This window comes from Paraburkholderia tagetis, from assembly GCF_022213065.1.
Classification (GTDB): Bacteria; Pseudomonadota; Gammaproteobacteria; order Burkholderiales; family Burkholderiaceae; genus Paraburkholderia; species Paraburkholderia tagetis.
This window is the reverse complement of sequence record NZ_JAKLJA010000006.1, coordinates 141457-166417: the sequence shown is the minus strand read 5'-3', so window position 1 is coordinate 166417 and position 24961 is coordinate 141457. Positions and strand designations below refer to the sequence as shown.

Sequence of the window (24961 nt, the reverse complement as noted above, 5' to 3'; positions counted from 1 at the left end):
GAAAAGTCTCCTGAATGTTGCTAATGCCTTGATTGACTGCGCCATGGAGATGGCGAGCATTGGATACAGCGGTTGAGGCCACTTTAGACGCGCCAGAAAGGTTTGATAAGATCAGCCCAGGTCGTTTATTTCGAAACAAAAAGTATGGAATCGCCGTGGGGCGGCACTTGCGGGCGCAAGGCCCAAGGCAGGCAGGACAGGAGACAGCAATGGACCGCTTCAAGCAGATCGAAACCTTCGTACGTGTCGCCGACGCGGGCAGCCTCGCGGCGGCCGCGCTGACGGAAGGCGTCTCGCCGGTGATACTCGGGCGGCGCATCGACGCGCTCGAAAAGCGCCTCGGCGTGAAGCTCATGTACCGCTCGACGCGGCGGCTCGTGGTGAGCGAGGAGGGCGGTGCATTCCTCGAGCGTTGCCGTGGCCTGCTGGCGGAGTGGGAGCAGGCCGAAAACGAGCTCTCCGCGGGGCGGCGGGTGGTCAACGGGCATCTGATCGTCTCGGCGCCGGCGGCCTTCGGGCGCAAGCACGTGGCGCCGCTCGCGCCCGAATTTCTCGCCGACAAGCCCGAGCTACAGGTCTCGTTCAACCTGACCGACCGCGTGGTCGATCTGGTGCGCGAGGGCTACGACCTCTCGATTCGCATCGGCGGGTCGGTGGACCCGAATTTCGTCGCGGTAAAGCTCGCCACGAACCGGCGCGTGGTGTGCGGCACACCGGAGTATTTTCGCAAGCACGGCAAGCCGAAGACGCTCGAAGACCTGCCTAGTCACAATTGCCTCGCGTTCAATCTGCAAGGCGGCCAGAACCGCGGCTGGAACTTCCGCCGCAATGGCAAGCTCGCGACCGTGCGCGTGGGCGGCACGCTCGACTGCAACGACGGCGAACTGCTGCACCGCTGGGTCACCGAAGGGCTCGGGCTCGGCTGGCGCTCGACGTGGGAGATCGACGCGCAGCTCGCGCGCGGCGAACTGGAGACCGTGCTCGACGAGTACGCGCTGCCCGACTACGACATCCTCGCCGTGTATCCGCAGCAACGCTACGTGCCGGCCAGGGTGCGCTATTTCATCGATTTCCTGAAGGAAGTCTACGCGCGGCCCGGGTACTGGAGCGGCGTGGAGTGAGCGCGCTCGAGACGCGGCTTGCGGGCGGCAGCAGCGGCGGCTGACACACCGGGCAACTTCGGCCGACACCGCCTGCCGCACCCCAATCGCGCGCCCCAACAATCACCCAGCGCTGTACGAGACCCCGCAAGTCCTTGAAAACACGCCCGAAACGCTGCGCGAAATTGCAATTCCGGTTGCGCGAGCGGTATGGAACGCGCTACAATCTTCGGCTTCTCACTTGCCGCACCGGTTCCGACGCCCGGGCGGCTTTAATCCACAAGGAGTGATCCATGCGTCATTACGAAATCGTCTTCATCGTGCACCCCGATCAGAGCGAGCAAGTGCCCGCCATGATCGAGCGCTACAAGGGCACGATCACGTCGCACGGTGGCCAGATCCACCGCATCGAAGACTGGGGCCGTCGTCAACTGGCCTACATGATCGAGAAACTCGCGAAGGCCCATTACGTCTGCATGAACATCGAATGCGACCAGACCACGCTCGACGAACTGGAACACGCGTTCAAGTTCAACGACGCTGTTCTGCGTCACCTCATCGTCAAGATGAAGAAGGCCGAAACCGGCCCGTCGCCGATGATGAAGGAAGTGCAGCGCGAAGAAGCCAAGAAGGCGGCTGCCCAGCCGACCGAAGCGCAGGCTTAATAACACAAGCCATCAGGATTCAAGCTCATTGCCTAAATTCGCCCCGTGAACAGGCTGCAACTCACGGCTAGCGTCGTAGAACGCGAACCGGTGCGGTACACCCCCGCCGGCGTTCCGATCGCAAGCGTCACGTTGCAGCACCGCACGGAGGTCGTCGAAGCCGGTATTCCCCGCTTCGTCGAACTCACGATGCCCGCGGTGGCGGCCGGCAAAGCCTGCGGTCTGGTCGAAAGTTGCGAGATGGGCGTGGAAGCGCTCTTCACCGGCTTTCTGGCAAAAAAGCACCGCAATGCGCGAACCCTGGTGTTTCATATCACCGAAATGCAAGGTACAGGAAAGGACTAATCATGGCCCGACCGACTGGTAAGAAATTCGACAAGCGTCGTCAACAGCAAAACCCGCTCTTCAAGCGCAAGAAGTTCTGCCGCTTCACGGCTGCAGGCGTCGAGCAGATCGACTACAAGGACCTCGATACGCTGAAGGACTTCATCGGCGAAAACGGCAAGATCACGCCGGCTCGTCTGACGGGTACGAAGGCCCACTATCAGCGTCAGCTGGACACGGCTATCAAGCGCGCGCGTTTCCTCGCGCTGATGCCGTATACCGACCAGCACAAGGCCTAACAAGACGACGCGATAAGGAGCAATAGAATGCAGATCATTCTTCTGGAAAAAGTCGTCAACCTGGGCAACCTCGGCGACATCGTCAAGGTGAAGGACGGTTACGCACGTAACTTCCTGATCCCGAACAAGCAGGCACGCCGCGCCACGAAGGACGCGATCGCCGAATTCGAAGTTCGCCGTGCAGAGCTCGAAAAGGCCGCCGCTGCAAAGCTGGCAGCTGCTCAAGCCGAAGGCGAGAAGCTCAACGGCCTGACCGTTCAGATCGGCCAGAAGGCTGGCGTGGACGGCCGTCTGTTCGGTTCGGTCACGAACGCGGACATCGCTGTTGCGCTCGGCAAGGTTGGCTTCGCAGTGGAAAAGGCGCAAGTGCGTCTGCCGGAAGGCCCGCTGAAGATGGTGGGCGACCACCCGGTGCAGGTTTCGCTGCACACCGACGTCCTCGTCGACGTCACGGTGTCGGTGCTGGGCGAGCACGTCTAAGCATCCAGGCGGCCCTTGCGGGGTGACCCGCTCAGGCTGCTTGAGCGCTGTCATTTCAAAGAAGGCAGAAGTCCCGCGTGGCTTCTGCCTTTTTTGTTGCGTGCGCACCGCGTTGCTGCTTGAATTGCTGCCGGATTGTTGCAGATGTGGCGCCGAATTGACGCTGCTTTACCGCTTTTTGCTGCCGTTTTGCTTGTTTCAGGTAGCCGGCTTGTCCGATAATTGCCCTCCATGAACGCTCCGAAAGATCCTCAACTCGACTCGCTGAAAGTCCCGCCGCATTCGATCGAAGCCGAGCAATCGGTGCTCGGCGGCCTGCTGCTGGATAACGGCGCCTGGGACCGGATTGCCGACTTCCTCTCGCAAAGCGACTTCTACCGCTACGATCACCGCATCATCTTCGAGCATATCGGCCGCCTGATCGCGGCTACGCGCCCAGCGGACGTGGTGACGGTGTACGAGGCGCTCGGCACTTCGGGCAAGGCCGAGGATGTGGGCGGACTCGCTTACCTGAACGCGCTCGCGCAGAACACGCCAAGCGCCGCGAATATCCGCCGTTATGCCGAAATTGTGCGTGACCGCGCGGTGCTGCGCCGCCTCGTTTCGGTCGCCGATGAAATTTCCGCCGACGCTTTCAACCCCCAGGGCAAGGAAGTGCGGCAGTTGCTCGACGAGGCCGAGTCGAAGGTGTTCTCGATTGCCGAGGACGGGGCGCGCGGCACCCAAGGCTTCCTCGAGATCGGACCGCTGCTCACGCAGGTGGTCGAGCGCATCGACACGCTCTATCACACGGCCAATCCGAGCGACGTGACGGGCACACCCACGGGCTTCATGGACCTCGACCGCATGACCTCGGGCATGCACGGCGGCGAGCTGATCATCGTGGCGGGGCGTCCGTCGATGGGTAAAACCGCATTTTCGATGAACATCGGCGAATACGTGGCCGTGGAGTACGGCCTGCCGGTCGCAGTGTTCTCGATGGAAATGCCGGGCACGCAGCTCATCATGCGTATGCTCGGCTCGGTGGGACGGCTGGATCAGCACCGCATGCGCACGGGGCGTCTGACCGACGAGGATTGGCCCAAGCTCACGCACGCCGTACAGAAAATGAGCGAGGCGCAGATCTTCATCGACGAAACCGGCGGCCTGAACCCGATGGAGTTGCGCTCGCGCGCGCGACGTCTGTCGCGCCAGTGCGGCAAGCTCGGGCTCATCATCATCGATTACTTGCAGCTGATGAGCGGTTCCTCGTCGGGCGAGAACCGTGCAACCGAGATTTCGGAGATTTCGCGTTCGCTCAAGAGCCTCGCCAAGGAGCTCGACGTGCCCGTGATCGCGCTTTCACAGCTCAACCGCGGTCTCGAGCAGCGCCCCAACAAGCGTCCGGTCATGTCTGACCTGCGCGAATCGGGCGCTATCGAACAGGATGCGGACGTCATCCTGTTTATCTACCGCGATGAAGTTTACAACCCGGACAGCCCGGACAAGGGCACGGCCGAGATTATCATCGGCAAGCAACGTAACGGCCCGATCGGGCCAGTTCGACTCACGTTCCACGGCCAATATACGAAATTCGATAATTTTGCCGGCGCGCAGAACTTCTACAGCGAGTAAGGCGAAGTAGCGGGGAAGTCGTTGAGAAGTCGTTGAGAAGTCGTTGAGAAGCGGGATGCATGCTTGCGCCAAAGTGGCGCAATCGCGTGCCGATATTCTCAGTTCCGTGCGGCGACCTGCCCGTGACGATACAATGTCGCCGTTTTATGACGGCTATCTTGCCGTTTTGTGACGGCGATCCGAGACCAATTACCGGGATTCCAATGTTCGGTCGATTCATGCCCACTGAGGGCAAGTTCTTCGAAATCTTCAACGCGCACGCGAAGTGCATCGTATCCGCAAGCCGTGAGCTCGAGCTCCTGATCGACAATCTGGCTGACGCGGAAATCCATAAACAGAACGTGCAGGTCGCCGAAAAGGCCGCCGACAAGCTCACGCACGAAGCCATCGACCTGCTGCACAAGACATTCATCACGCCGCTGGACCGCGACGAGATCCACAAGCTGATCACCACGATGGACGACTGCCTCGACCTCATGGAGGACGTTGCCACGGCCATCTCGCTCTACGACGTGCAGTCCGTGACCTCCGAGGCCAGCCAGCTCGCGCACGTGGTCACGGCCACGGCCGAACGCATGCAGGCGGCGGTGGCGCTGCTCTCCGACATGAAGCAGGCGCGCGAGATCCTGAAGGCGTGTGAGGACATCGACCGTCTCGAATCGGACGCGGACCGCCTGCTGCGCGCGGCCATGTCCAAGCTCTTCCGCGAAGAGGACAACGTCAAGACGCTGATCAAGCTGAAGGCGATCTACGAGATCCTCGAAGCGATCACGGACAAGTGCGAGGATGTCGCGAACATCATCGAAGGCATTGTGCTAGAGAACGCCTGAGCGGACCACGATGCATTCGATACAACTCGCCCTCTGGGTGGTCGTCGGGCTGGTGGCCATCTCCCTCATCTTCGACTTCATGAACGGGTTTCACGACGCGGCGAATTCCATCGCCACCGTCGTGTCCACGGGCGTGCTCAAGCCGCAGCAGGCCGTGGCGTTCGCCGCCATGTTCAACGTGATCGCCTATTTCGTCTTCCACCTCAAGGTGGCGCAGACGGTGGGCAAGGGCACTATCGACCCCGACATCGTCGACCACTACGTGGTGTTCGGCGCGCTCGTGGGGGCGATCGGCTGGAACGTGCTCACGTGGCACTACGGCATTCCGTCGAGCTCGTCCCACGCGCTGATCGGCGGTCTCGTGGGGGCGGCGCTCGCCAAGTCGGGCTGGCACTCGCTGAACTTCGACGGCCTGATGAAGACTGTTGCGTTCATCTTCATCTCGCCGCTGCTCGGCTTCGTGCTGGGCTCGTTCTTCATGCTCACGGTGTCGTGGCTCTATTTCCGCACGCCGCCCAGCAAGGTGGACCGGCGTTTCCGGCGCTTGCAGCTCGTTTCCGCAGGCCTCTATAGCCTCGGCCACGGCGGCAACGACGCGCAAAAGACCATCGGCATCATCTGGATGCTGCTGATCGCGACGGGTTACGCCTCGGCGACGGCCAATGCGCCGCCGATCTGGGTGATCGGCGGTTGCTATCTGTCGATGGGCGTTGGCACGCTGTTCGGCGGCTGGCGGATCGTGCGTACCATGGGGCAGAAAATCACCAAGCTCAAGCCCGTGGGCGGTTTCTGTGCGGAGTCGGGCGGGGCGCTCACGCTCTTCACGGCTTCGGCGCTGGGTATCCCCGTGTCCACGACGCACACCATCACCGGTGCGATCGTGGGTGTGGGTGCGACCCAGAAGCTCAGCGCGGTGCGCTGGGGCGTGGCGGGCAACATCGTCTGGGCCTGGATCCTGACGATTCCGGCTTCGGCCACGCTCGCCGCGGCGGGCTGGTGGCTCGGTCACCGGTTCCTGTAAGGCAAGACAGGGCAGGCAAGACAGCACGGCGCCTTCGGGCGCCGTTTTCTTTGTGCGGCCGGACGTGGTGCTAGCGGCAGTTAGCGCAACCGGTGCTTTAGATCATCGGCGTCGTACAGCCGTCCATGGGCACGAGCGCACCCGTCACGTAGCTTGCGCGGCGGCTCGCCAGAAAGAGGGCGACGTCGGCGATTTCCTCGGGCTTCGCGTAGCGCCCGAGCGGCACCCTGGCCTCGCCGCGCGCGAGCGCTTCCTCGGCACTGACGCCTTCGCGTCCCGCTTCCAGTTCCATGGCCTCCTGCAGGCGCTCGGTGAGCGTTGCGCCGGGATTGATCGCGTTGATGCGAATGCCGTAGCGCGCGTGATAGTGCGCAAGCCCCACCGTGGCGAGCATGAGCGCCGCATTCGCCGCACCCCCCGCGATATGGATGTCGCTGGCGTACTTGCCACCCATGCCGATGATGTTGACGATCGCGCCCGGCTCCGTGGCCGTGCCGGCCTTGATGCGCTCCACCATGCGGCGCAGCACTTCCTGCTGCGGATAGATGTACGGGAAGTACTTGGCCTCCATGGTCGCCTTGAACGCCGCGGCGTCGAGCGATTCCGGGTCGTAGCGGCGCGCGGCGCCCGCGCTGTTGATGAGGATGTCGATGGCGCCTACTGCCGTGGTGACTTCCTCGACTACGTCGGCGGCGCTATGGGGCTCGTGCAGGTCGGCGCGCGTGAGATGGATGTGGAGCCCTTCGCTTGCCAGTTGCTCGCGCGCGCGCGCCAGATTGGCGGGGTCGCGCGAGACGATCGCGACTTTCGCGCCTTCCTTCGCGAACGCGCGGGCGCATGCCAGGCCGATGCCCTTGCTGCCGCCCGTAACCAGAACCACCTTGTTGCCGAGTCCGAGATCCATCGCTGCCTCGCTGCGCGAAAGTAGAAAAACGGTCCCAAAACGATAGCAGACGCGGAGGGTCCGCGAAACTGGGGACGCCTTTCGATTGGCCTTACGGCCAGGGGTGCCGAAGGTTGCCGGAGGGCGGGCGCTGTGCCGGCGGAGGGCTCGGCTCTGGACTCTCGGCTCAGTACGAACCGTTGGCGAAGCGGGCGATCGGGTCGTCGCTGGATTGCGTGGGCGCGGGGGCGCTCCCGCCTGCGGCGGAGGCGCGCGTGATCTGCACGGGCGCGGGCGTTGCGGGTTCGATGGGCGTCGAACCCGCCTGCGCGGCTTGCCGTGCCGCGGCGCTCATGCCGGGCGGCGGCGGCTCGAAGGCATCGGCGGCGGCGTTGATGGCGTCGCGCGGAGCGGGGGGGGGCGCGACGGAAGCGGTTGACGTGATCGGTGTGATTGACGTGGCGGCGGCGGGCGGCGGTTCGAACGCGTCGGCCGATGCTGTAGCGCCGGCGCCCGAAACAGGCGCTGCGCCTGCATAGGCGGGTTGAGACGTCGACGTCAGAGGGCTTTGATCCGCCGTGACCATGCGCGGGGCTGGCGGAGCGGAAGCGGTTGCCACGGCTGCGTTGGCCGATGTGGCCGAAGGCGCCATCGAAGCCGGAGCAGTTGCGGGAGCAGCAGCCGCAACCGCTGGCGCGCCAGACGCAGGCGCGGAGGCTTCCCATGTAGGCGTATCGAACGGCGTGGTCGGCGCGCGCTTTGCTGGCGCCACGCGGCGAATGCCGTCGAAATGCCTGGCCCAGTACGGATTGGTCAGATAGTCGAGCCGCACGGTGCCGCCCGTCGACGGTGCATTGACGAAGCGCAGTTTGCCGACATAGATGCCCACGTGGGAGTGCGGCCGGCCAGTCGTGTTGAAGAACACGAGATCGCCTGCCGCGATCTCGTCGGGCTCGATGACCTCGCCGCGCTGGCTCATGTCGGCCGTGGTGCGCGGCAGGTTCGTCTGCGCCGAGCGTGCGAACACATACTTCACGAGACCACTGCAATCGAAGCCGCTATCGGGCGTATTACCGCCCCAGCGGTATGGAATGCCCACGAGGCTCATCGCCTGAATGGAGACTTCCTCGCGTCCGACGCTGTGGTCGACGAAATTGGGAAAGCCCGGTGGCCTGGTGCGCCATGCGCTGGCGCTCGAACTGCCGCTGCGCGAAGCCTTCTGCGGCGTGCTGGAACACGCCGCAAGAAAGATCACGATCAGTAAGGGAAGCCAGAGTCGCCGCATGACAAATGCAGAAGGCAAAACGACAAGCGTTCGCCATTGGGGAAAACCGGTAATGAGCGGATGGTAGCCCGCCGCACATGGCTTCGGCAAGAAAACTTCACAAGTTACTTGAAGTTCACGCGTGATCCGTTGCTGGTTCGGCACGCTGAAATGCACGTCGACGGATAAAAAAGGACCGTATCCGGTTGCCCGGAAACGGTCCTTCTGGATGCGTCCGGCGCTTCGAAAAGCGCTGGAAATGCCGGTGCCGCGTGGCTTTAGAGAATATCCGACGCGTAATCCGCGAGACGCGAGCGCTCGCCGCGCGCAAGCGTCACGTGGCCGCTATGCGCCCAACCCTTGAAGCGGTCGACCACGTAGGTGAGGCCGGAACTGCCTTCGGTCAGATACGGCGTATCGATCTGCGCGATGTTGCCCAGACACACGATCTTCGTGCCCGGACCGGCGCGCGTGACGAGCGTCTTCATCTGCTTGGGCGTCAGGTTCTGCGCCTCGTCGATGATCAGATACTTGTCCACGAACGTGCGGCCACGCATGAAGTTCATGCTCTTGACCTTCAGGCGCGAGCGGATCAGCTCCTGGGTCGCGGCACGGCCCCATTCGCCGGCCGCGTCGTCGGTCTTCTGGAGCACTTCGAGGTTATCGTCGAAGGCACCCATCCACGGCTGCATCTTTTCCTCTTCGGTGCCGGGCAGGAAGCCGATGTCTTCGCCCACCGGAACGGTCGCGCGCGTCACGATGATCTCGTTGTAGCGCTTGTCGTCGAGCACCTGAGCGAGGCCCGCGGCGAGCGCCACCAGTGTCTTGCCCGTGCCGGCCTGGCCGAGCAGCGTGACGAAGTCGATCTCGGGGTTCATCAGCAGGTTCAGCGCGAAGTTCTGCTCGCGGTTGCGCGCCGTGATGCCCCACACGTTGTTCTTGTGGTGGCCGTAGTCGCGCAGCGTCTGCAACAGCGCCGTCTTGCCGTTGAGCTCGCGCACGATCGCGTGGAACGCGGGCTCGCCGTTTTGCGGCTCCAGATAGACGAACTCGTTCACGAGCATCGAGAGACACTCGGGACCCGTCACGCGGTAGTACGTCGTGCCGGTCTTGGTGTCCTGCCAGGACTCCATGCCCTTGGCGTGCCTGGTCCAGAAGTCCTGCGTGAGCGCGCGGATGCCCGAGTACAGCAGGTCCTTGTCTTCGAGAACCTGGTCGTTGAAGTAATCTTCGGCGGGCAGGCCGAGCGCGTGCGCCTTGATGCGCATGTTGATGTCTTTCGACACCAGCACGACGAGGCGGTCCGGCCGGTCGCGTTGCAGCGCGCGCACGACGCCGAGAATCTGGTTGTCGGCCTTGCCTTCGGGCAGGCCGTCGACCGGATCGATGTGCGTGAGCGTGGTCTGGAAGTAGAGGCGCCCGAGCGCTTCGCGGCTGCCGAGGCGGTCGAGCGAGATGCCTTCCGAGATCGGGCCCGCGTTCGCGACGAGCTGATCGAGCGTGCGGCTTACCTGGCGCGCGTTGCGCGCCACTTCCGACATGCCCTTCTTGTGATTGTCGAGCTCTTCCAGCGTCATCATCGGCAGGAAGACGTCGTGCTCCTCGAAGCGGAACAGGCAGGTCGGATCGTGCATCAGCACGTTCGTATCGAGCACGAACAGCTTCTGGACTTCGATGGTTTCCTCGGGGTGCACGCGTTTCTTCGTGCCGGTGCGCGCGGTGGGCGCGGCTTCGCCGCCCGCCGTTTTGGACGAAGGCGACTTGCCGCCGCGCGCGACCGGTGTAGCGGGTGCGCCGGGTGCTTCGGTCTGCGGCTCGGCATGAGCCTGTACCGGCTGCAGCAGCGCCGCGGTTTGCTGCTTGCGCTTTCGCGCCGGCGCGGGCGCGACGGGTTCGAGCGCGGCGAGTTCGGCGCTGGCGGTGTGCATGGGCACGGTGCGCAGCGTGGACGATGCGTTGGCTGCGGGAGTCATCGGCTCGGCAACGCTCTCCGCGCCGTAGTCGGCGACATCGGCGGCGTCGTTCTCGGTCGCCGCTTTGCGCGTGCTGCGCGTCGTGCGTGCACGCGCCTTGTATTCATCGGGCGGCAGCAGGTTGCCGAGCTTGCTGGGGGGAGTAGGCAAAGGCATGGTGTCCCTCGAAAAATTCGGGTCGAGTGGTCGCGGTGTTGACCGTACGATGCGCGTACGGTGCGCTTTCGGGCGGGGCGTGCGGATGCCGGGTAGGCGCCCGCCGTGACCGCGCCGGGTGCGCGCTCAGGTCTGAAAATGCCGGTTCGCCTGTTTTTCGATCTGCTCCTTGACGTTGACGCGCACCGGGTCGCTAATCCGGCGCGACGTGGAGGGAGTGACTGCAAACAAAGAAGCAAACAAAAAAGCCGCCGCCCCGTGTGACGAGGCAAGCGGCTTGACTGCTTTAATGGCGCGTTGCCCCGGATGCGCTGGAGCGGTCATCCTGTGACCGTTCTCGAGACCGCGCGGGCGTGGCAAATGCGACAAAAAATGGGGTGGACAGGCACTCATTGCAGCCCAATATAACGCGCCTCACAGCGCTTGTACAGCCTCCAGGACCTCCTCGACATGGCCCGGCACCTTGAGCCCGCGCCATTCCTGGCGCAGTACGCCGTCGGCGTCGATGAGGAACGTGGAGCGCTCGATTCCCCGTACTTCTTTGCCATACATTTTCTTCATTTTGATGACGTTGAATAGCGAGCAGAGTGCTTCGTCGCCATCCGATACCAGCGTAAACGGCAATTCGAGCTTGGTCTTGAAGTTCTCGTGCGAGCGCACGCTGTCGCGCGAGACGCCCACGATCGTGGCGCCTGCCTTCTTGAATTTCGGATAGAGGTCGCGGAACTCCATGCCTTCGCGCGTGCAGCCGGGCGTATTGTCCTTCGGGTAGAAGTACAGCACGACCTTCTTGCCCTTGAGGCTCGAAAGCGTGAAGTCGCCGCCGGTGGCGGGCGCGGTGAAATCGGGAACGGGTTGGTCGACTGCGATGGTCACGTCAGGCACGTGGCTCTCCTGTTGTTATGAGCTTGCATGGGCGGGCGCGATCGCGAGGAAGCGGCGGCGCGGCGCGGTCTCGCGCACGCTGCGCCGCGGCAACGCCTTGCAGCGGATTTCAGTCGGGCTGGACGATCAACTGGCCCGAGCGGCCGGCGATCTCGCCCCAGGTGACAGGGTACGATGGCAGCGAATCCGGGTCCAGCGTCGCATGGTAGTCGCCCATCGTGGCAAACGTATGGCCCTGCGCGCGCCAGCCGGCGAGCAGTTGCTCGAACACCGGCGCGAGCTTCTGGCCTTCGAGCTCGGCGTGCAGCGTGAACACCTGATCGTGCGGATTGTGCTCGGTGCGCTTGAGCAGCCACGCGGCGACGTTATCGATGTCCACGCCGTCCACGCCCAGCACTTCGTCGAGCGTGGGCAGCGTGGTGGGCATCTGCACGTGGTTCAACATGCGCCCAGCCACCACGGGACGATAGGGCGAATGCCCGCGTCCGTCGGAGGCGTACTTCATGCCCCACGCGTCGATCTGCGCGAAGGCGGACTCGTTCATCTGCCAGCCCGCGGCGCCGTGCGTGACGGGCGGTACGCCGAAAATCTGCACGAAGCGCGCGTGGCTCTTCTGCATCTGGCGCGCGGTCCATTGCGCGTCGCGCGTGCGCACGTTGTCCTGCCAGTAGACGTGATCCCACGTGTGGATGCCGCATTCGAAGCCGGCTTCGTGGATCGCGCGCATTTGCGCGGCCGCTTCCACGCCGATGTCGGGGCCGGGCAGCAGCACGCCGTACATCAACTGCTTCACGCCGTAGTGCTCCACGACGGAGGTGCGTGAGACTTTCTTGAGAAAGCCCGGACGGAATACGCGACGCAGCGCCCAGCCCGTGTGGTCCGGGCCGAGGCTGAACAGGAACGTCGCGCGCGCCTTGTAGCGATCGAAGATGCGTGCGAGGTTCGGCACGCCTTCGCGCGTGCCGCGCAGCGTGTCGACGTCGATTTTCAGGACGATGCGGGCCAAGTGAGCAGATCCTTCGCGCTTATTGCTGCTCGACGAGCGCGCGCGCTTCGGCCACGTGGCCGCGGTACGCTTCGAAAATCTTGCGCAGCGCTTCGTCGAAGGTCGACTTGGGTGCCCAGCCGAGCTCCTGCTTCGTGTTGTCGATCTTCGGCACGCGGTTCTGGACGTCCTGGTAGCCTGCGCCGTAGTACGCGCCCGACGAAGTCTCGACGAGCTGCACCTTCCTGGCCGTTTCGGCGTACTCGGGGAACTCGGCGGCGAGCGCAAGCATCTTGTGCGCGAGCTCTCGCACCGAGAAGTTGTTGGTCGGGTTGCCGATGTTGTAGATCTTGCCCGACGCGACGCCGCCCTTGTTCTCGATGATCCTCATGAGCGCTTCGATGCCGTCGTCGATGTCGGTGAACGCGCGCTTTTGCGCACCGCCGTCGACGAGGCTGATGTTCTCGCCGCGCACGATGTGGCCGAGGAACTGCGTCACGACGCGCGACGAACCTTCCTTCGGCGTGTAGATCGAGTCGAGGCCCGGGCCGATCCAGTTGAACGGACGGAACAGCGTGAAGTTCAGGCCTTCCATGCCATAGCCCCAGATCACGCGGTCCATGAGCTGCTTGGAGCACGCGTAGATCCAGCGCGGCTTGTTGATCGGGCCGTAGGTGAGGGCCGAGTTGTCCGGATCGAACTGCTCGTCCGGGCACATGCCGTAGACCTCGGAGGTCGACGGGAAGACGAGATGCTTGCGGTACTTCACGGCCGAACGCACGATGGGCAGGTTCGCCTCGAAGTCGAGTTCGAACACGCGCAGCGGCTGCTGTACGTAGGTCGCGGGCGTGGCGATTGCCACCAGCGGCAGGATCACGTCGCACTTCTTGACGTGGTACTCGACCCATTCCTTGTTGATCGTGATGTCGCCTTCGAAGAAGTGCATCCGCTCATGCTTGACGAGATCGCCGAGGCGGTCCGTTTGCATGTCCATCCCGAACACTTCCCAGTTCGTGGTTTCGAGGATGCGCTTGGAGAGGTGATGGCCGATAAAGCCATTGACACCCAGGATCAGAACTTTTTTGGCGTAGCCTTCGGTTTTCATGGACGGGGGACAGATGAAGTGAGTTCGGAGAACGCGGCGGGTGTGATGACGGTCTCTCGACCGTCATGTCCCAGGCTTGGCTGATGCCGCAGCTCGTGGATCGCGATTGCGCGGCTGTCGCCGCAGACGGCGAAAAGCGCATTATCGCTTACGTGGATACCGGGGGGCAATCCAGCGAGTTTCGACAGATCCGTGCCGGGGCGCGCAAGGCGAGCGCGGGCGATCACGAAACGCTCGCCGCCGATGTCGGTGAATGCGCCGGGATAGGGTGGCGCGACCGCGCGAATCAGGTTGTAGACGTCCTGCGCGCTCTGCGTGAAATCGATGCGGCCATCTTCGGGCTTGCGCCCGCCGTAGTAGCTCCCGTGCGCAAGGTCGTTCGGCAGATGCGGCGCCTCGCCCGCGATCAGCGCGGGCAGCACGCGCCAGAGCGTCTGCTCGGCGGCCACGGTGACTTTGTCGAATACCATTGCGGCCGTGTCGTCGGGCAGGATCGGCACGGGCGTCTGCGCGATGATCGCGCCCGCATCGGGCTTGACGGACATCTCATGCAGCGTCGCGCCGGTCTCGGTCTCGCCCTTGATCACGGCCCAGTTCGTGGGCACGCGGCCGCGATATTTGGGCAGCAGCGAGCCATGCACGTTGTATGCGCCGCGCGCCGCGACCGCGAGCAGGTCCGCCGGCAGCATGTGCCGGTAGTAGAACGAGAAGATGAAATCGGGCCGCGCGGCGCAAACGGCTGCGCGCAGCTCGGCGCTCTTCGGATCGGCGGGCGTGATGACCTCGATGCCGTGTTCTTGGGCCACCGACTTCACGCTGCCGAACCAGATGTTCTCGGTCGGGCTGTCTTCGTGCGTGACGACGAGCGCCACGTCCACGCCGCGCGCAAGCAGCACCTGGAGGCAGCGCACGCCCACATTGTGATACGCGAAGACGACGGCACGCGGCTTCATGACTGGGCTCCTCGCTGGGTATCCTGGTTTGTGCCTGGATTTGCACCTTGGTTCGCAGCGGGCCCGGCACCGATGCTGAGCGACGCCTGCACGCCCTGCACGACGTCCTGGCGCGGCACGCCAACCACTTCGCGGCCATTGCGCTCTTCGAGGATCGTCTGCACGAGATAGCGCGGACGCGCGCGCACCTGCTGATAGATGCGGCCGATGTATTCGCCGAGCAGGCCAAGCGCGAAGATGATCACGCCGAGCAGGAAGAACGTGATGGCGAAGAGCGTGAACACACCTTGCACTTCCGCGCCGATGATGAAGCGGCGAATCAGCAGCAAGATGAAGAGGCCTGCGGAGCCGAGCGAGAGAATCACACCGATGAACGAGAGCCATTGCAGCGGCACGACCGAGAAGCCGGTCACGAGGTCGAAGTTCAGGCGAATGAGGCTATAGAGCGAATACTTCGATTCGCCCGCGAAGCGCTCCTCGTGCGCGACATCGACTTCCACCGGGTTCTGCGCGAACGTATAGGCGAGCGCCGGGATGAAGGTGTTGATCTCGCCGCAGCGGTTGATCGTATCGATGATGTGACGGTTGTAGGCGCGCAGCATGCAGCCCTGGTCGGTCATCTTGATGCGCGTGATGCGCTCGCGCAGGCGGTTCATCATCTGCGAGGCCTTGCGGCGCCACAGGCTGTCCTGGCGCTGCATGCGGATCGTGCCCACGTAGTCGTAGCCTTCGCGCATTTTCTCGACCAGCTTGCCGATTTCCTCGGGCGGATTCTGCAGGTCGGCGTCGAGCGTGATGACGATTTCACCGCGCGCCTGCTCGAAGCCCGCGAGAATCGCCATGTGCTGGCCGTAGTTGCCGTTGAGCAGGATCGCGCGCGTGGTGTCGGGCCGCGCGCGGAACTGCTCGGCGAGCATCGCGGCCGAGCGGTCGCGGCTGCCGTCGTTGATGAAGATGATTTCATACGAGGTGCCGAGCTTGTCGAGCGCCGGGTACAGGCGCGCGAACAGCGCGGCCAGTCCCGCTTCCTCGTTGTAGACCGGAATGATGACCGAGACTTCCGGCGCTTCCGGGGTCAAGGTGCGTTGTTCCGTTTGGGTCATGAGTGCGTCTTTTCCGTTCTGTTGATGCATCTAATTGGCGTCGAATTTGCCGCTCTCAAGCAGATTCAAGCGAGTGCGTCCCCCCTGGGCTGCCGCACCCGCATGCGCCTGAACCACTGTGTGAAGCAGTGGATCAGGCTGCGGCCTCGACTGCGTACTGCGTGCAGATGTCGTTTACGGCGCGGCATACACGGGCCACATCGGCGACGCTCATCTGCGTGAAGAGCGGCAGCGTGACCGTGGTCGCGCCGAACCGCTCGGCGTGCGGAAACATGCCCGCACGGAAACCTTTCTCGCGATAAAGCGTGAAGAGGTGGATGGCCGGGTAGTGCACGCCCGAGCCGATGCCGCGCTCCTTGAGCTGTTCCATGAAGCCTGCGCGGTCGAGCGTGAGCTTTTCGAGCGGCAGCGTGATCTGGAACATGTGCCAGTTGCTGTTGGTGAAGTCCGCGACTGGCAGGCCCACGCCGAGCTTCGCCGCGGCGCTGCCCTCGAAGCCCGTGAAATAGGCATGCGCGAGCTTGCGGCGCTGCTCGGTGAAGCGCTCGATGTGCTTGAGCTGGCCGAGGCCCACGCGCGCCGCCACGTCCGTGAGATTGTACTTGCCGCCGAGCACGTCGCAGTCCATGCCGTCGAAGCCCGTGCGCGTGATGCCCTGCAGGCGGTGCTTGCGGGCGAGCTCCGCTTCGTCCTCGTTGTTGAGCACGAGCGCGCCGCCTTCGATCGACGTGAGGTTCTTGTTGGCGTGGAAGCTGAACGAGACGATGTCGCCGATCGCGCCGATGCGCTTGCCGTTCCAGGTCGAGCCGAACGCCTGCGCGGCGTCTTCGATCACGCGCAGCTTGTGCTGGCGGGCGATGGCGTAGAGGCGGTCCATGTCGACGGGCAGGCCCGCGAGGTAGACGGGGATGATCGCCTTCGTGCGCGGCGTGATGGCGGCTTCGAGCTTGTCGAGATCGATGTTGCGCGTGACCGGGTCGATGTCGGCGAACACCGGTGTCGCGCCCACTTCGTAGACCACGTTGCTCGTGGCGACCCACGAGGCGGGCGTGGTGATGACCTCGTCGCCGGGGCCCACGCCCGCGATGCGCAGGCCGATCTCGAGCGTCGCGGTGCCCGAGTTGAAGGTGCGCACCGGGCGGCCGCCGCAGAACTCGGAGAGCGCGGCCTCGAACGCCTGATTCTGCGGACCGGTCGTGATCCAGCCCGAGCGCAGCACGTCGGCGACGCCCGCGATGGTTTCTTCGTCGATTTCGGGCTTGACGAACGGCAGGAACGGAACGGAGGACTGCGCGGATGACTGGGTCATGAGTGCTTTGCTCGTGAGAACGTCAGAAAAGAACAGAATTCGGATGCGGTGCAAGGATGCCAGAGACGCGCTGGCGCGCCTCGATGCGTGCCCGGGCGTGCTGGTGCGCGCCCCGGTGTACCTGAATGTACGTGGTTGCCCTCAACTGCGCGCGAGCACGAACACGCCGATCAGAATGATGCCGATGCCGACGAGGCGCTGCACGCTCAGCACCTCGCCGAACAGGTACCACGCCGCGAACGCATTGACCACGTAGCCGAGCGAGAGCATCGGGTAGGCAATCGAGACATCCACGCGCGAGAGGCCCACGATCCATACGACCACGCTGAACACGTAGCAGGTGAGCCCGCCGATGATCGGCAGTTGCGTCGCGAGTTTCCAGCCGATGGGCAGGATGTTCGCACGGGTGAATTCGAAGTGTCCAACGGCATTGACACCGGCTTTCAGCAACAGTTGCGCACAGGCATTCAGGCCAACGCCGGCGAGGATGCAGAAGAGGGAAATCGGATTCATCGTATTGGACGGCTAATGGGGTCGCGAAAGTGAATTTGGGGTGGGATTGCTGTGCGCGCCGGGGCGTCCACAGGGTGGGTGGCTGGCGGGCTCGCTTCGGCTGACATGCGGGGCGCGCGGGCTTCGTCCACGCGCCGCACCGCTTTTTGATCCGGTTGTGGGCTTCAGCGCGCTCGCGAGGTCTGCGCAGCCCTGCCGCGCATGGGCAGGCGCGTCGCCTGCCCAGCCGTCGCTGGCCATCTGCGTTGGTCGACCACACCAGCCGTTCATGCTCGCCGTTCATGCCGGTCGCTCACGAAGGCGGCCTTCGCAGCCGGTACTGTCTGACCGGCCGGCAGTCCGCCGCTCCAGCAGGGCTCGCACCGTCGGCGCCCAGCATTATCGCTCATGCACGTGGCATGGCCGGCGCAATCCGGGATCGTCAGGGTTGCGGCTTCTCGACGACGACGCGGCGCGTATCGCGCGCGATCACCTGCATTGGGAAGCCCTGAGCGGCCAGCTCGTCGTAACGCTGCACAGGCAAGAGCGCCAGTGCGTAGCGTTCATCCTTCCAGCGCTGCTCCCAGTCCGCGATGGTCGGCACCCATTTTTTGGGCTCCTCGGAGATGCCGAAGGCCAACTCGTCGGTGACCTGCACCATCGTCATCGTGTGGCGCACGTAGAAGGGCAGCGTGTGGTCGAGCACGCCCACCGAATAGAACGGCGTGTCGGGCGGCAGCTTGGCGATGGCGGCTCGCACGGCGGGCGCGAGCGGCGCGCCCGAGCTGAGCGTGCCGAATACGTCGTGCCCCGTGCCGGCAATGGTCGCGAGCAGCAGCCACGCAGTGCCGAGCGCCACGGCCGGCGCGCTCGCGCCCGTCTCGGGCGTGCGCTTCGCGCGGTTCAGGCGCAGTCCGATCATGGTCGCGATGAACGCGACTCCGGCGGCGGCGAACACCCAGACCTGGAATTCACGATAGAGCGCATTGGGGTTGCGCGAATCGCCTATGCGCGTAAGTACGAAGGAGCCAGCCATCAGCGCGACGGCGAGGAGCGCGTAGCCGGCCAGATGGCGGTTCCACTGCTTGCGCGTCATGAGGGGCAGATACAGGCCGATGATGAGCGCAAGCGGCGGCGCGATCGGCAGCGTGTACGAAATCAGCTTCGAGTGCGAGGCGCTGAAGAACAGGAATATGAACACGCTCCAGACGAGCATCAGCGTGACCGGGGCGAAGCCGTTAGGCTGTTTCGGCGCGCGCAGCGCGTGGCGCACGCTTTGAACGCTCACCGAGAGCCACGGCAGGAAGCCCAGCAGCATCACGGGCACGAAGTAATAGAACGGGCCGGGACGGTTCTGCGCGGGTGTGAGATAGCGCTGGAACTGCTGGACGATGAAGAAGAAGTTGAAGAACTCGGGATTGCGTTGCTGCACCAGCACGAACCACGGCGAGACGATCGCAAAGAAGACGATCAGGCCGCTCACGAGGTAGAGGCGCTTCCAGAGCGCCCAGTCGCGCGCGACTACGGTGTAGAGCACCAGCACGGCGCCCGGCAGGATCAGGCCGATCAGGCCCTTCGAGAGCACCGCGAGCGCCATCGCCCCCCAGCAGACCCACATCCACAGGCGCGCCGCGCGCGTGGACAGGTTCGGGCGCTGGGCGAGCAGCAGCGCGCAGAGCGTGAGCTCCATCCAGAACGACAGGGCCATGTCGAGCGTGTTGAAGTGGCCCATCAGGTTCCAGTACGGCGCGCAGGCGAGCACGAGCGCGGCGAAGAAGCCCGTGGCGGCGTTGAAGACGCGCGCGCCGGTAAAGCCGACCAGCAGCACGCCCGCGAAGCCCGTGAGGGCCGTATAGAGGCGCGCCTGCCATTCGCCGACGCCGAACCAGGCGAACGTGAGCGCGTTCATCCAGGTTTGCAGCGGCGGTTTCTCGAAATATTTGTAGCCGTTGTAGCGAGGGGTGATCCAGTCGCCGCTCGCGAGCATTTCGCGCGCCATTTCGGCGTAGCGGCCTTCGTCGCTCGGCAGCAGATGCCGCCAGCCAAGCGGCACAAACCAGATCACGGCGAGAGCGACGATCAGGAGCAGGATCGCGCTGCGATTGAGCGGCAGCCTCGAGGGCGTATCGTTCATGGGTTCCAGCCTGTTCTTGTTGATGTTGCGGTCAGTCAGGCGGCGCGGCGCCTGTGTTTTCGCGGCAGGCGCGCAACGCCCGCGCGGCGCGCAAGTGTACTACGGCGCGCCGGGCTTACCTGAAGGCGGGCTTAAGGAGAGGTAAAGCGGGTGATGCAAAGCGGGATCAGCTTTCGATCAGAAGCGCGGCGGCCACGCGCCGGCCTTCGGCCATCAGGATGTTGTAGGTGCGGCAGGCGGCCTTGAAGTCCATGGCCTCCACGCCGATGCGCTTCGCGCCGAGCGCCGAGGTCAGGCGCGGATGGGGGAAGCGCAGCCGCTCGCCGCTGCCGAACACCACTACCTCGGGGTCGAGCGGCAGCAACATCGCGAAAAGTTCAGGGGTCAAGGCGTCGAACGCGCCGACCGGCCAGGGTATGACCGGCGAGTCGGGCATCACGATAATGCTGCTGGTGTGGCGTTCGAGGTTGATTTCAACGTAATCGGCGCCGTAACCGGTGACGGTGTTCAGGGCGCCGCTGGAGTCCTGGTGTAGTTTCAAAACTTCAGTTCCGGAAGATCTCGGTTCGGGAGGCGCGGCCAGAATGTGCTACGCCCGCGGCGGGACGGGCCCGCGCGGCTTATTGCGCATTGCGGAAGTCGGCCAAAATCCGCTAAATTATAGCTTTTTAGCGGCTGCGACGACGGACCCCGCTCAAAAGGGGCCGATGGTGCGCTTAAAAAGGCGCCAAAAGGGTGTAAGCGGGTGCAAAAGGTTGCAAGTGGGTGCAAGCGATGCAAGCAGCGGGCGCAACCAGCGCCGGACCCGGCAGTGAGCCTCCCCCGTGTGTCCGCAGCATCCGCATCACGCCATCCGCCCGGTCATCCATCGAAGGGCAAACGCAGTCACAAGCTGCAGGCTGGCTGCCAAACCGTACAATCCATGCAATTCGTGCATTGTGTGCCGTCTCTGCACGGCTCGCAGCCCCGCGCGTCGCACGCATCGTCAACACCGATTGACCCCGTCGCAGCCCGATTCAGACTTTTAGATCGCCCCTGGAACCGTTTTTGGACCAACCGCCCGCCGTGAAACCGATTCTCAAATCCAACAAGCTGCAGAACGTTTGCTACGACATCCGCGGGCCGGTGCTCGAGCATGCCAAGCGCCTCGAAGAAGAAGGCCACCGCATCATCAAGCTGAACATCGGCAATCTCGCGCCGTTCGGCTTCGACGCGCCCGACGAAGTCATCCAGGACATGATCCTGAACCTGCCGGGCTCCTCGGGCTATTCGGACTCGAAGGGCGTGTTCGCCGCGCGCAAGGCGATCATGCATTACGCGCAGCAAAAGGGCGTCAAGGGCGTCGAGCTCGACGACATCTACATCGGCAACGGCGCGTCCGAGCTGATCGTGATGGCCATGCAGGCGCTCCTGAACGACGAGGACGAAGTGCTGCTCCCGGCGCCCGACTATCCGCTCTGGACAGCGGCGGTGAGCCTCTCGGGCGGCACGCCGGTGCATTACATCTGCGACGAGTCGAACGCCTGGATGCCGGATCTGGACGACATTCGCGCGAAGATCACGCCGAACACGCGTGCGATCGTGGTCATCAACCCGAACAATCCCACGGGCGCGCTGTACTCGGACGAGCTGCTGGAGGGCATCGTCGGCATCGCGCGCGAGCACGGCCTGATCATTTTCGCGGACGAGGTCTACGACAAGATCATCTATGACGACAAGACCCACACGGCGCTCGGCTCGCTCTCCGAAGATGTCATCACGGTCACGCTCAACAGCCTTTCGAAGAGCTATCGCGCGTGCGGCTACCGCGCGGGCTGGATGTTCATCTCGGGCATGACCGGCGAAAACCGTCGCCGCACGAAGGACTACACCGAAGGGCTCGGCATTCTGGCCTCGATGCGCCTGTGCGCGAACGTGCCTGGCCAGTATGCGATCCAGACGGCGCTGGGCGGCTACCAGAGCATCAACGAACTGATCCAGCCTGGCGGGCGCCTGTATCGCCAGCGCGAGCTCGCCTATAACATGCTCACGGCCATTCCCGGTGTGACCTGCGTGAAGCCCGAGGCGGCGCTCTACATGTTTCCGCGCCTCGACCCGAAGCTCTATCCGATCCAGGACGACCAGCAATTCATCCTGGACCTGCTGCTCGAGGAGCGCGTCCTGCTCGTGCAGGGCACGGGCTTCAACTGGAAGCAGCCGGACCATTTCCGCGTGGTGTTCCTGCCGAACGTCGACGATCTGACCGATTCGATCAACCGTATCGCGCGCTTTCTCGACAACTACCGCCAGAGGCACGGCACCTGAGCGGCGCCCAGGGCACACCCGATGCGCGCCGCCCGTTGATTTTCCGGCGCGGCGCAACCGCTTTTTCTTTTTACACACTTAAACGAACACACGCTGCATGGAACCGATCAAAGTAGGTCTCTTGGGCTTCGGCACGGTGGGCAGCGGCACCTTCACGGTACTGCGCCGCAACCAGGAAGAAATCAAACGCCGCGCGGGCCGCGGCATCGAGGTTGCGCGCATCGCCGTGCGCAATCCGGCCAAAGCCACGGCGGCGCTCGGCACCGAAGCCGGCACCGTCGAACTGACGAGCGACTTCAACGCGGTCGTCGACGATCCGTCGATTTCGATCGTCGCCGAAATGATCGGCGGCACGGGTATCGCGAAGGACCTCGTGCTGCGCGCCATCGCCAACGGCAAGCACGTGGTCACCGCGAACAAGGCCCTGCTGGCGGTTCACGGCACCGAGATCTTCCAGGCGGCGCGCGCCAAGGGCGTGATGGTCGCGTTCGAGGCGGCGGTTGCGGGCGGCATTCCCATCATCAAGGCGCTGCGCGAAGGTCTTACTGCCAACCGCATCGAGTACATCGCCGGCATCATCAACGGCACCACGAACTACATCCTCTCCGAGATGCGCGAGCGCGGCCTCGACTTCGCGACGGCGCTCAAGGGCGCGCAGGAGCTGGGCTACGCCGAAGCCGATCCGACCTTCGACATCGAAGGCGTGGACGCCGCGCACAAGGCCACGATCATGAGCGCGATCGCGTTCGGCGTGCCCGTGCAGTTCGACAAGGCCTATGTCGAAGGCATCAGCAAGCTCGACGCCATCGACATCAAGTACGCGGAAGAACTCGGCTATCGCATCAAGTTGCTCGGCATCGCGCGCCGCACGGAGAAGGGCATCGAGCTGCGCACGCACCCGACGCTGATCCCGGCCAAGCGCCTGCTCGCGAACGTGGAAGGCGCGATGAACGCCGTGGTGGTGCGTGGCGACGCCGTGGGTGCGACGCTCTACTACGGCAAGGGCGCGGGCGCGGAGCCGACAGCCTCGGCCGTGGTGGCCGATCTCGTCGATGTCACGCGTCTGCACACGGCCGACCCCGAGCACCGCGTCCCGCATCTGGCGTTCCAGCCGGACAGCCTCTCGAACACGCCGATCCTGCCGATCGACGAGGTTACGAGCGGCTACTACCTGCGCCTGCGCGTGGCCGATCAGACTGGCGTGATGGCCGACATCACGCGCATTCTCGCGGATAGCGGCATTTCGATCGACGCGCTGCTGCAAAAGGAATCGGAGCAGGTGGACGCGCAGGGCAAGGCGGAAACCGACATCATCCTGATCACGCACGAGACGGTCGAGAAGCACGTCAACGCGGCGATCGCGCAGATCGAGAAGCTGGCGACCGTGAAGTCGTCGGTGACGAAGCTGCGCATGGAAGGACTGAACTGAAGGGCTGAATAAGGCAAGGGCAACGCAATGAATTACGTATCGACGCGCGGCGCGGGCGCCGGCGAGCATCACTCGTTTTCGGACATCCTGCTGGGCGGTCTCGCACGCGACGGCGGCCTCTATCTGCCGGCCGAGTATCCGAAGATCGGCAAGGAAGAGCTCGCGCGCTGGCGCGGCCTCTCGTACGCGGACCTCGCGTTCGAGATTCTCTCGAAGTTCAGCGACGACATTCCCGCCGAGGACCTGCGCGATCTGACGCGCCGCACTTACACGGCGCAGACATACTGCAACGTGCGCCATGGCGAGGACGCGAGCAAGATCACGCCGCTCACGACGCTCGGTGAAGAGAACGGCGCGAAGCTCTCGCTGCTCGAACTCTCGAACGGCCCGACGCTCGCGTTCAAGGACATGGCGATGCAGCTACTCGGCAACCTGTTCGAGTACGCGCTCGCGAAGGCGGGGCAGCAGTTGAACATTCTGGGCGCGACGTCGGGTGACACCGGCAGCGCCGCCGAATACGCAATGCGCGGCAAGAAGGGCGTGCGCGTGTTCATGCTCTCGCCGCATAAGAAGATGAGCGCGTTCCAGACGGCGCAGATGTTCAGCCTGCAAGATCCGAACATCTTCAATCTGGCTGTGGAAGGCGTGTTCGACGACTGCCAGGACATCGTCAAGGCTGTCTCGAACGACCACGCGTACAAGGCGCAGCAGAAGATCGGCACGGTCAACTCGATTAACTGGGCACGCGTCGTGGCTCAGGTCGTCTACTACTTCGCGGGCTACTTCGCAGCCACGAAGAGCAACGACGAGCGCGTTTCGTTCACGGTGCCTTCGGGCAACTTCGGCAACGTCTGCGCGGGCCATATCGCGCGCATGATGGGCCTGCCGATCGAGAAGCTCGTGGTCGCCACGAACGAGAATGACGTGCTCGACGAGTTCTTCCGCACGGGCATCTATCGCGTGCGCGCATCGGCCGAGACGTATCACACGACCAGCCCGAGCATGGACATCTCGAAGGCCTCGAATTTCGAGCGCTTCGTCTATGACCTGCTCGGCCGCGATCCGGCGCGCGTCACGCAACTGTTCCGTGATGTCGAGGAAAAGGGCGGTTTCGATCTCGCGGCAAGCGGCGACTTCGTGCGCGTGCAGCAGTTCGGCTTTGTCTCGGGCCGCAGCAGCCACGAGGACCGCATCGCGACGATCCGCGACGTCTACTCGCGCTACAAGACCATGATCGACACCCATACGGCCGACGGCGTGAAGGTCGCGCGCGAGCATCTGCAGCCGGGCGTGCCGATGATCGTGCTCGAAACCGCGCAGCCGGTGAAGTTTGGCGAGACGATCCGCGAAGCGCTCGAGCGCGAGCCGGAGCGTCCGGCGGCGTTCGAAGGCCTGGAGGCGCTGCCGCAGCGCTTCGAGGTCGTGCCGGCCGATGCCCAGCGTGTGAAGGACTACATCGCCGCTCATACGGGGCTTTGATGGCCAGCTTTTGATAGCTGAAGACGTTGTTTGAACCCTGTCGCGAGCGTTGCCCGCTCGCGACAGGCGCTGCAAAGCGCGCAGCAAACCCATTGCGCAGGGTTCCGGTCGTCGCGGTGAGGTTGCGGCGAATCCATGGCATAAAGCGTAGCGGCGCAACGCCGCGTCCCCGCC

24 protein-coding genes are annotated in these 24961 nt (G+C 64.1%); 11 read left to right on the top strand and 13 right to left on the bottom strand.

The features are described 5' to 3' along the window. Positions 1-209 precede the first annotated feature (209 nt). The 8 genes from L5014_RS10870 (at position 210) to L5014_RS10835 (ending at position 6333) form a co-directional block, all read left to right on the top strand. Complete coding sequence (locus tag L5014_RS10870) at positions 210-1121, top strand: LysR family transcriptional regulator (RefSeq protein ID WP_238463623.1); 912 nt, start codon at positions 210-212, stop codon at positions 1119-1121. A gap of 272 nt (positions 1122-1393) precedes the next feature. Then, entirely contained in the window at positions 1394-1765 is a 372-nt protein-coding gene (gene rpsF / locus L5014_RS10865; RefSeq protein ID WP_028204897.1) for a 30S ribosomal protein S6, read from the top strand. 45 nt (positions 1766-1810) lie between these two features. Then, on the top strand, positions 1811-2110 hold the full coding sequence (priB, locus tag L5014_RS10860) for a primosomal replication protein N (protein WP_028204898.1): 300 nt from the start codon (positions 1811-1813) through the stop codon (positions 2108-2110). Positions 2111-2112: 2 nt separating this feature from the next. Then, positions 2113-2388, top strand: coding sequence for a 30S ribosomal protein S18 (rpsR, locus tag L5014_RS10855; RefSeq protein ID WP_035526157.1), 276 nt, complete (start codon positions 2113-2115; stop codon positions 2386-2388). Positions 2389-2415: 27 nt separating this feature from the next. Then, positions 2416-2868 (top strand): 50S ribosomal protein L9, encoded by a 453-nt coding sequence (rplI, locus tag L5014_RS10850; protein WP_238463622.1) that lies wholly within the window; start codon positions 2416-2418, stop codon positions 2866-2868. 231 nt (positions 2869-3099) lie between these two features. Continuing rightward, positions 3100-4482, top strand: a complete 1383-nt coding sequence (locus tag L5014_RS10845) for a replicative DNA helicase (RefSeq protein WP_238463621.1) — start codon at positions 3100-3102, stop codon at positions 4480-4482. Positions 4483-4685: 203 nt separating this feature from the next. Continuing rightward, complete coding sequence (locus L5014_RS10840; RefSeq protein ID WP_238463620.1) at positions 4686-5312, top strand: DUF47 domain-containing protein; 627 nt, start codon at positions 4686-4688, stop codon at positions 5310-5312. 10 nt (positions 5313-5322) lie between these two features. Next, on the top strand, positions 5323-6333 hold the full coding sequence (locus L5014_RS10835; RefSeq protein ID WP_238463619.1) for an inorganic phosphate transporter: 1011 nt from the start codon (positions 5323-5325) through the stop codon (positions 6331-6333). 97 nt (positions 6334-6430) lie between these two features. Here the strand turns inward: L5014_RS10835 and L5014_RS10830 are convergent, their stop codons facing one another. From L5014_RS10830 to L5014_RS10770, 13 genes are all read right to left on the bottom strand, one after another. Further along, positions 6431-7237, bottom strand: coding sequence for an SDR family oxidoreductase (locus tag L5014_RS10830; RefSeq protein ID WP_238463618.1), 807 nt, complete (start codon positions 7235-7237; stop codon positions 6431-6433). Between the two features lie 166 nt (positions 7238-7403). After that, the gene (locus L5014_RS10825; protein ID WP_238463617.1) at positions 7404-8501 is read right to left on the bottom strand and encodes a C40 family peptidase; all 1098 of its coding nucleotides are present in this window, start codon (positions 8499-8501) and stop codon (positions 7404-7406) included. Positions 8502-8758: 257 nt separating this feature from the next. Continuing rightward, positions 8759-10609: a PhoH family protein gene (locus L5014_RS10820; protein WP_238463616.1), complete on the bottom strand. Its 1851-nt coding sequence runs from the start codon at positions 10607-10609 to the stop codon at positions 8759-8761. Between the two features lie 126 nt (positions 10610-10735). Beyond that, positions 10736-10933, bottom strand: a complete 198-nt coding sequence (locus L5014_RS10815) for a hypothetical protein (RefSeq protein WP_238463615.1) — start codon at positions 10931-10933, stop codon at positions 10736-10738. 90 nt (positions 10934-11023) lie between these two features. Next, entirely contained in the window at positions 11024-11485 is a 462-nt protein-coding gene (locus L5014_RS10810) for a peroxiredoxin (protein WP_238463714.1), read from the bottom strand. Between the two features lie 118 nt (positions 11486-11603). Beyond that, positions 11604-12500 carry a polysaccharide deacetylase family protein gene (locus L5014_RS10805; RefSeq protein ID WP_238463614.1) on the bottom strand — a complete coding sequence of 299 codons (897 nt, stop codon included), beginning with the start codon at positions 12498-12500 and terminating at the stop codon, positions 11604-11606. Positions 12501-12519: 19 nt separating this feature from the next. After that, positions 12520-13584 (bottom strand): bifunctional UDP-4-keto-pentose/UDP-xylose synthase, encoded by a 1065-nt coding sequence (locus L5014_RS10800; protein WP_238463613.1) that lies wholly within the window; start codon positions 13582-13584, stop codon positions 12520-12522. After that, positions 13581-14537 carry a formyltransferase gene (locus L5014_RS10795; protein ID WP_238463612.1) on the bottom strand — a complete coding sequence of 319 codons (957 nt, stop codon included), beginning with the start codon at positions 14535-14537 and terminating at the stop codon, positions 13581-13583. The genes L5014_RS10800 and L5014_RS10795 overlap by 4 nt, the downstream gene beginning before the upstream one ends. Continuing rightward, the gene (locus L5014_RS10790) at positions 14534-15640 is read right to left on the bottom strand and encodes a glycosyltransferase (protein WP_238463611.1); all 1107 of its coding nucleotides are present in this window, start codon (positions 15638-15640) and stop codon (positions 14534-14536) included. The genes L5014_RS10795 and L5014_RS10790 overlap by 4 nt, the downstream gene beginning before the upstream one ends. 133 nt (positions 15641-15773) lie before the next feature. Then, positions 15774-16949, bottom strand: coding sequence for a DegT/DnrJ/EryC1/StrS family aminotransferase (locus L5014_RS10785; protein ID WP_238463610.1), 1176 nt, complete (start codon positions 16947-16949; stop codon positions 15774-15776). 141 nt (positions 16950-17090) lie between these two features. Then, positions 17091-17462, bottom strand: coding sequence for an SMR family transporter (locus tag L5014_RS10780; protein WP_238463609.1), 372 nt, complete (start codon positions 17460-17462; stop codon positions 17091-17093). Positions 17463-17883: 421 nt separating this feature from the next. Next, positions 17884-19575, bottom strand: a complete 1692-nt coding sequence (locus L5014_RS10775) for a glycosyltransferase family 39 protein (RefSeq protein ID WP_238463608.1) — start codon at positions 19573-19575, stop codon at positions 17884-17886. Positions 19576-19741: 166 nt separating this feature from the next. After that, complete coding sequence (locus tag L5014_RS10770) at positions 19742-20116, bottom strand: Mth938-like domain-containing protein (protein WP_238463607.1); 375 nt, start codon at positions 20114-20116, stop codon at positions 19742-19744. Between the two features lie 506 nt (positions 20117-20622). Here L5014_RS10770 and L5014_RS10765 point away from each other — a divergent pair. From L5014_RS10765 to thrC, 3 genes are all read left to right on the top strand, one after another. Continuing rightward, positions 20623-21879 carry a pyridoxal phosphate-dependent aminotransferase gene (locus tag L5014_RS10765; protein WP_274389333.1) on the top strand — a complete coding sequence of 419 codons (1257 nt, stop codon included), beginning with the start codon at positions 20623-20625 and terminating at the stop codon, positions 21877-21879. Positions 21880-21976: 97 nt separating this feature from the next. Beyond that, on the top strand, positions 21977-23308 hold the full coding sequence (locus tag L5014_RS10760; RefSeq protein WP_238463606.1) for a homoserine dehydrogenase: 1332 nt from the start codon (positions 21977-21979) through the stop codon (positions 23306-23308). Between the two features lie 27 nt (positions 23309-23335). Next, positions 23336-24787 carry a threonine synthase gene (thrC, locus tag L5014_RS10755; protein WP_238463605.1) on the top strand — a complete coding sequence of 484 codons (1452 nt, stop codon included), beginning with the start codon at positions 23336-23338 and terminating at the stop codon, positions 24785-24787. Positions 24788-24961: the final 174 nt, after the last annotated feature.

Coding starts and splice junctions, on each gene's coding strand:
- L5014_RS10870 (WP_238463623.1), top strand. CDS start 210: ATGGACCGCTTCAAGCAGATCGAAACCTTCGTACGTGTCGCCGACGCG.
- rpsF (WP_028204897.1), top strand. CDS start 1,394: ATGCGTCATTACGAAATCGTCTTCATCGTGCACCCCGATCAGAGCGAG.
- rpsR (WP_035526157.1), top strand. CDS start 2,113: ATGGCCCGACCGACTGGTAAGAAATTCGACAAGCGTCGTCAACAGCAA.
- rplI (WP_238463622.1), top strand. CDS start 2,416: ATGCAGATCATTCTTCTGGAAAAAGTCGTCAACCTGGGCAACCTCGGC.
- L5014_RS10845 (WP_238463621.1), top strand. CDS start 3,100: ATGAACGCTCCGAAAGATCCTCAACTCGACTCGCTGAAAGTCCCGCCG.
- L5014_RS10840 (WP_238463620.1), top strand. CDS start 4,686: ATGTTCGGTCGATTCATGCCCACTGAGGGCAAGTTCTTCGAAATCTTC.
- L5014_RS10835 (WP_238463619.1), top strand. CDS start 5,323: ATGCATTCGATACAACTCGCCCTCTGGGTGGTCGTCGGGCTGGTGGCC.
- L5014_RS10830 (WP_238463618.1), bottom strand. CDS start 7,237: ATGGATCTCGGACTCGGCAACAAGGTGGTTCTGGTTACGGGCGGCAGC.
- L5014_RS10825 (WP_238463617.1), bottom strand. CDS start 8,501: ATGCGGCGACTCTGGCTTCCCTTACTGATCGTGATCTTTCTTGCGGCG.
- L5014_RS10820 (WP_238463616.1), bottom strand. CDS start 10,609: ATGCCTTTGCCTACTCCCCCCAGCAAGCTCGGCAACCTGCTGCCGCCC.
- L5014_RS10815 (WP_238463615.1), bottom strand. CDS start 10,933: ATGACCGCTCCAGCGCATCCGGGGCAACGCGCCATTAAAGCAGTCAAG.
- L5014_RS10800 (WP_238463613.1), bottom strand. CDS start 13,584: ATGAAAACCGAAGGCTACGCCAAAAAAGTTCTGATCCTGGGTGTCAAT.
- L5014_RS10795 (WP_238463612.1), bottom strand. CDS start 14,537: ATGAAGCCGCGTGCCGTCGTCTTCGCGTATCACAATGTGGGCGTGCGC.
- L5014_RS10790 (WP_238463611.1), bottom strand. CDS start 15,640: ATGACCCAAACGGAACAACGCACCTTGACCCCGGAAGCGCCGGAAGTC.
- L5014_RS10785 (WP_238463610.1), bottom strand. CDS start 16,949: ATGACCCAGTCATCCGCGCAGTCCTCCGTTCCGTTCCTGCCGTTCGTC.
- L5014_RS10780 (WP_238463609.1), bottom strand. CDS start 17,462: ATGAATCCGATTTCCCTCTTCTGCATCCTCGCCGGCGTTGGCCTGAAT.
- L5014_RS10775 (WP_238463608.1), bottom strand. CDS start 19,575: ATGAACGATACGCCCTCGAGGCTGCCGCTCAATCGCAGCGCGATCCTG.
- L5014_RS10760 (WP_238463606.1), top strand. CDS start 21,977: ATGGAACCGATCAAAGTAGGTCTCTTGGGCTTCGGCACGGTGGGCAGC.
- thrC (WP_238463605.1), top strand. CDS start 23,336: ATGAATTACGTATCGACGCGCGGCGCGGGCGCCGGCGAGCATCACTCG.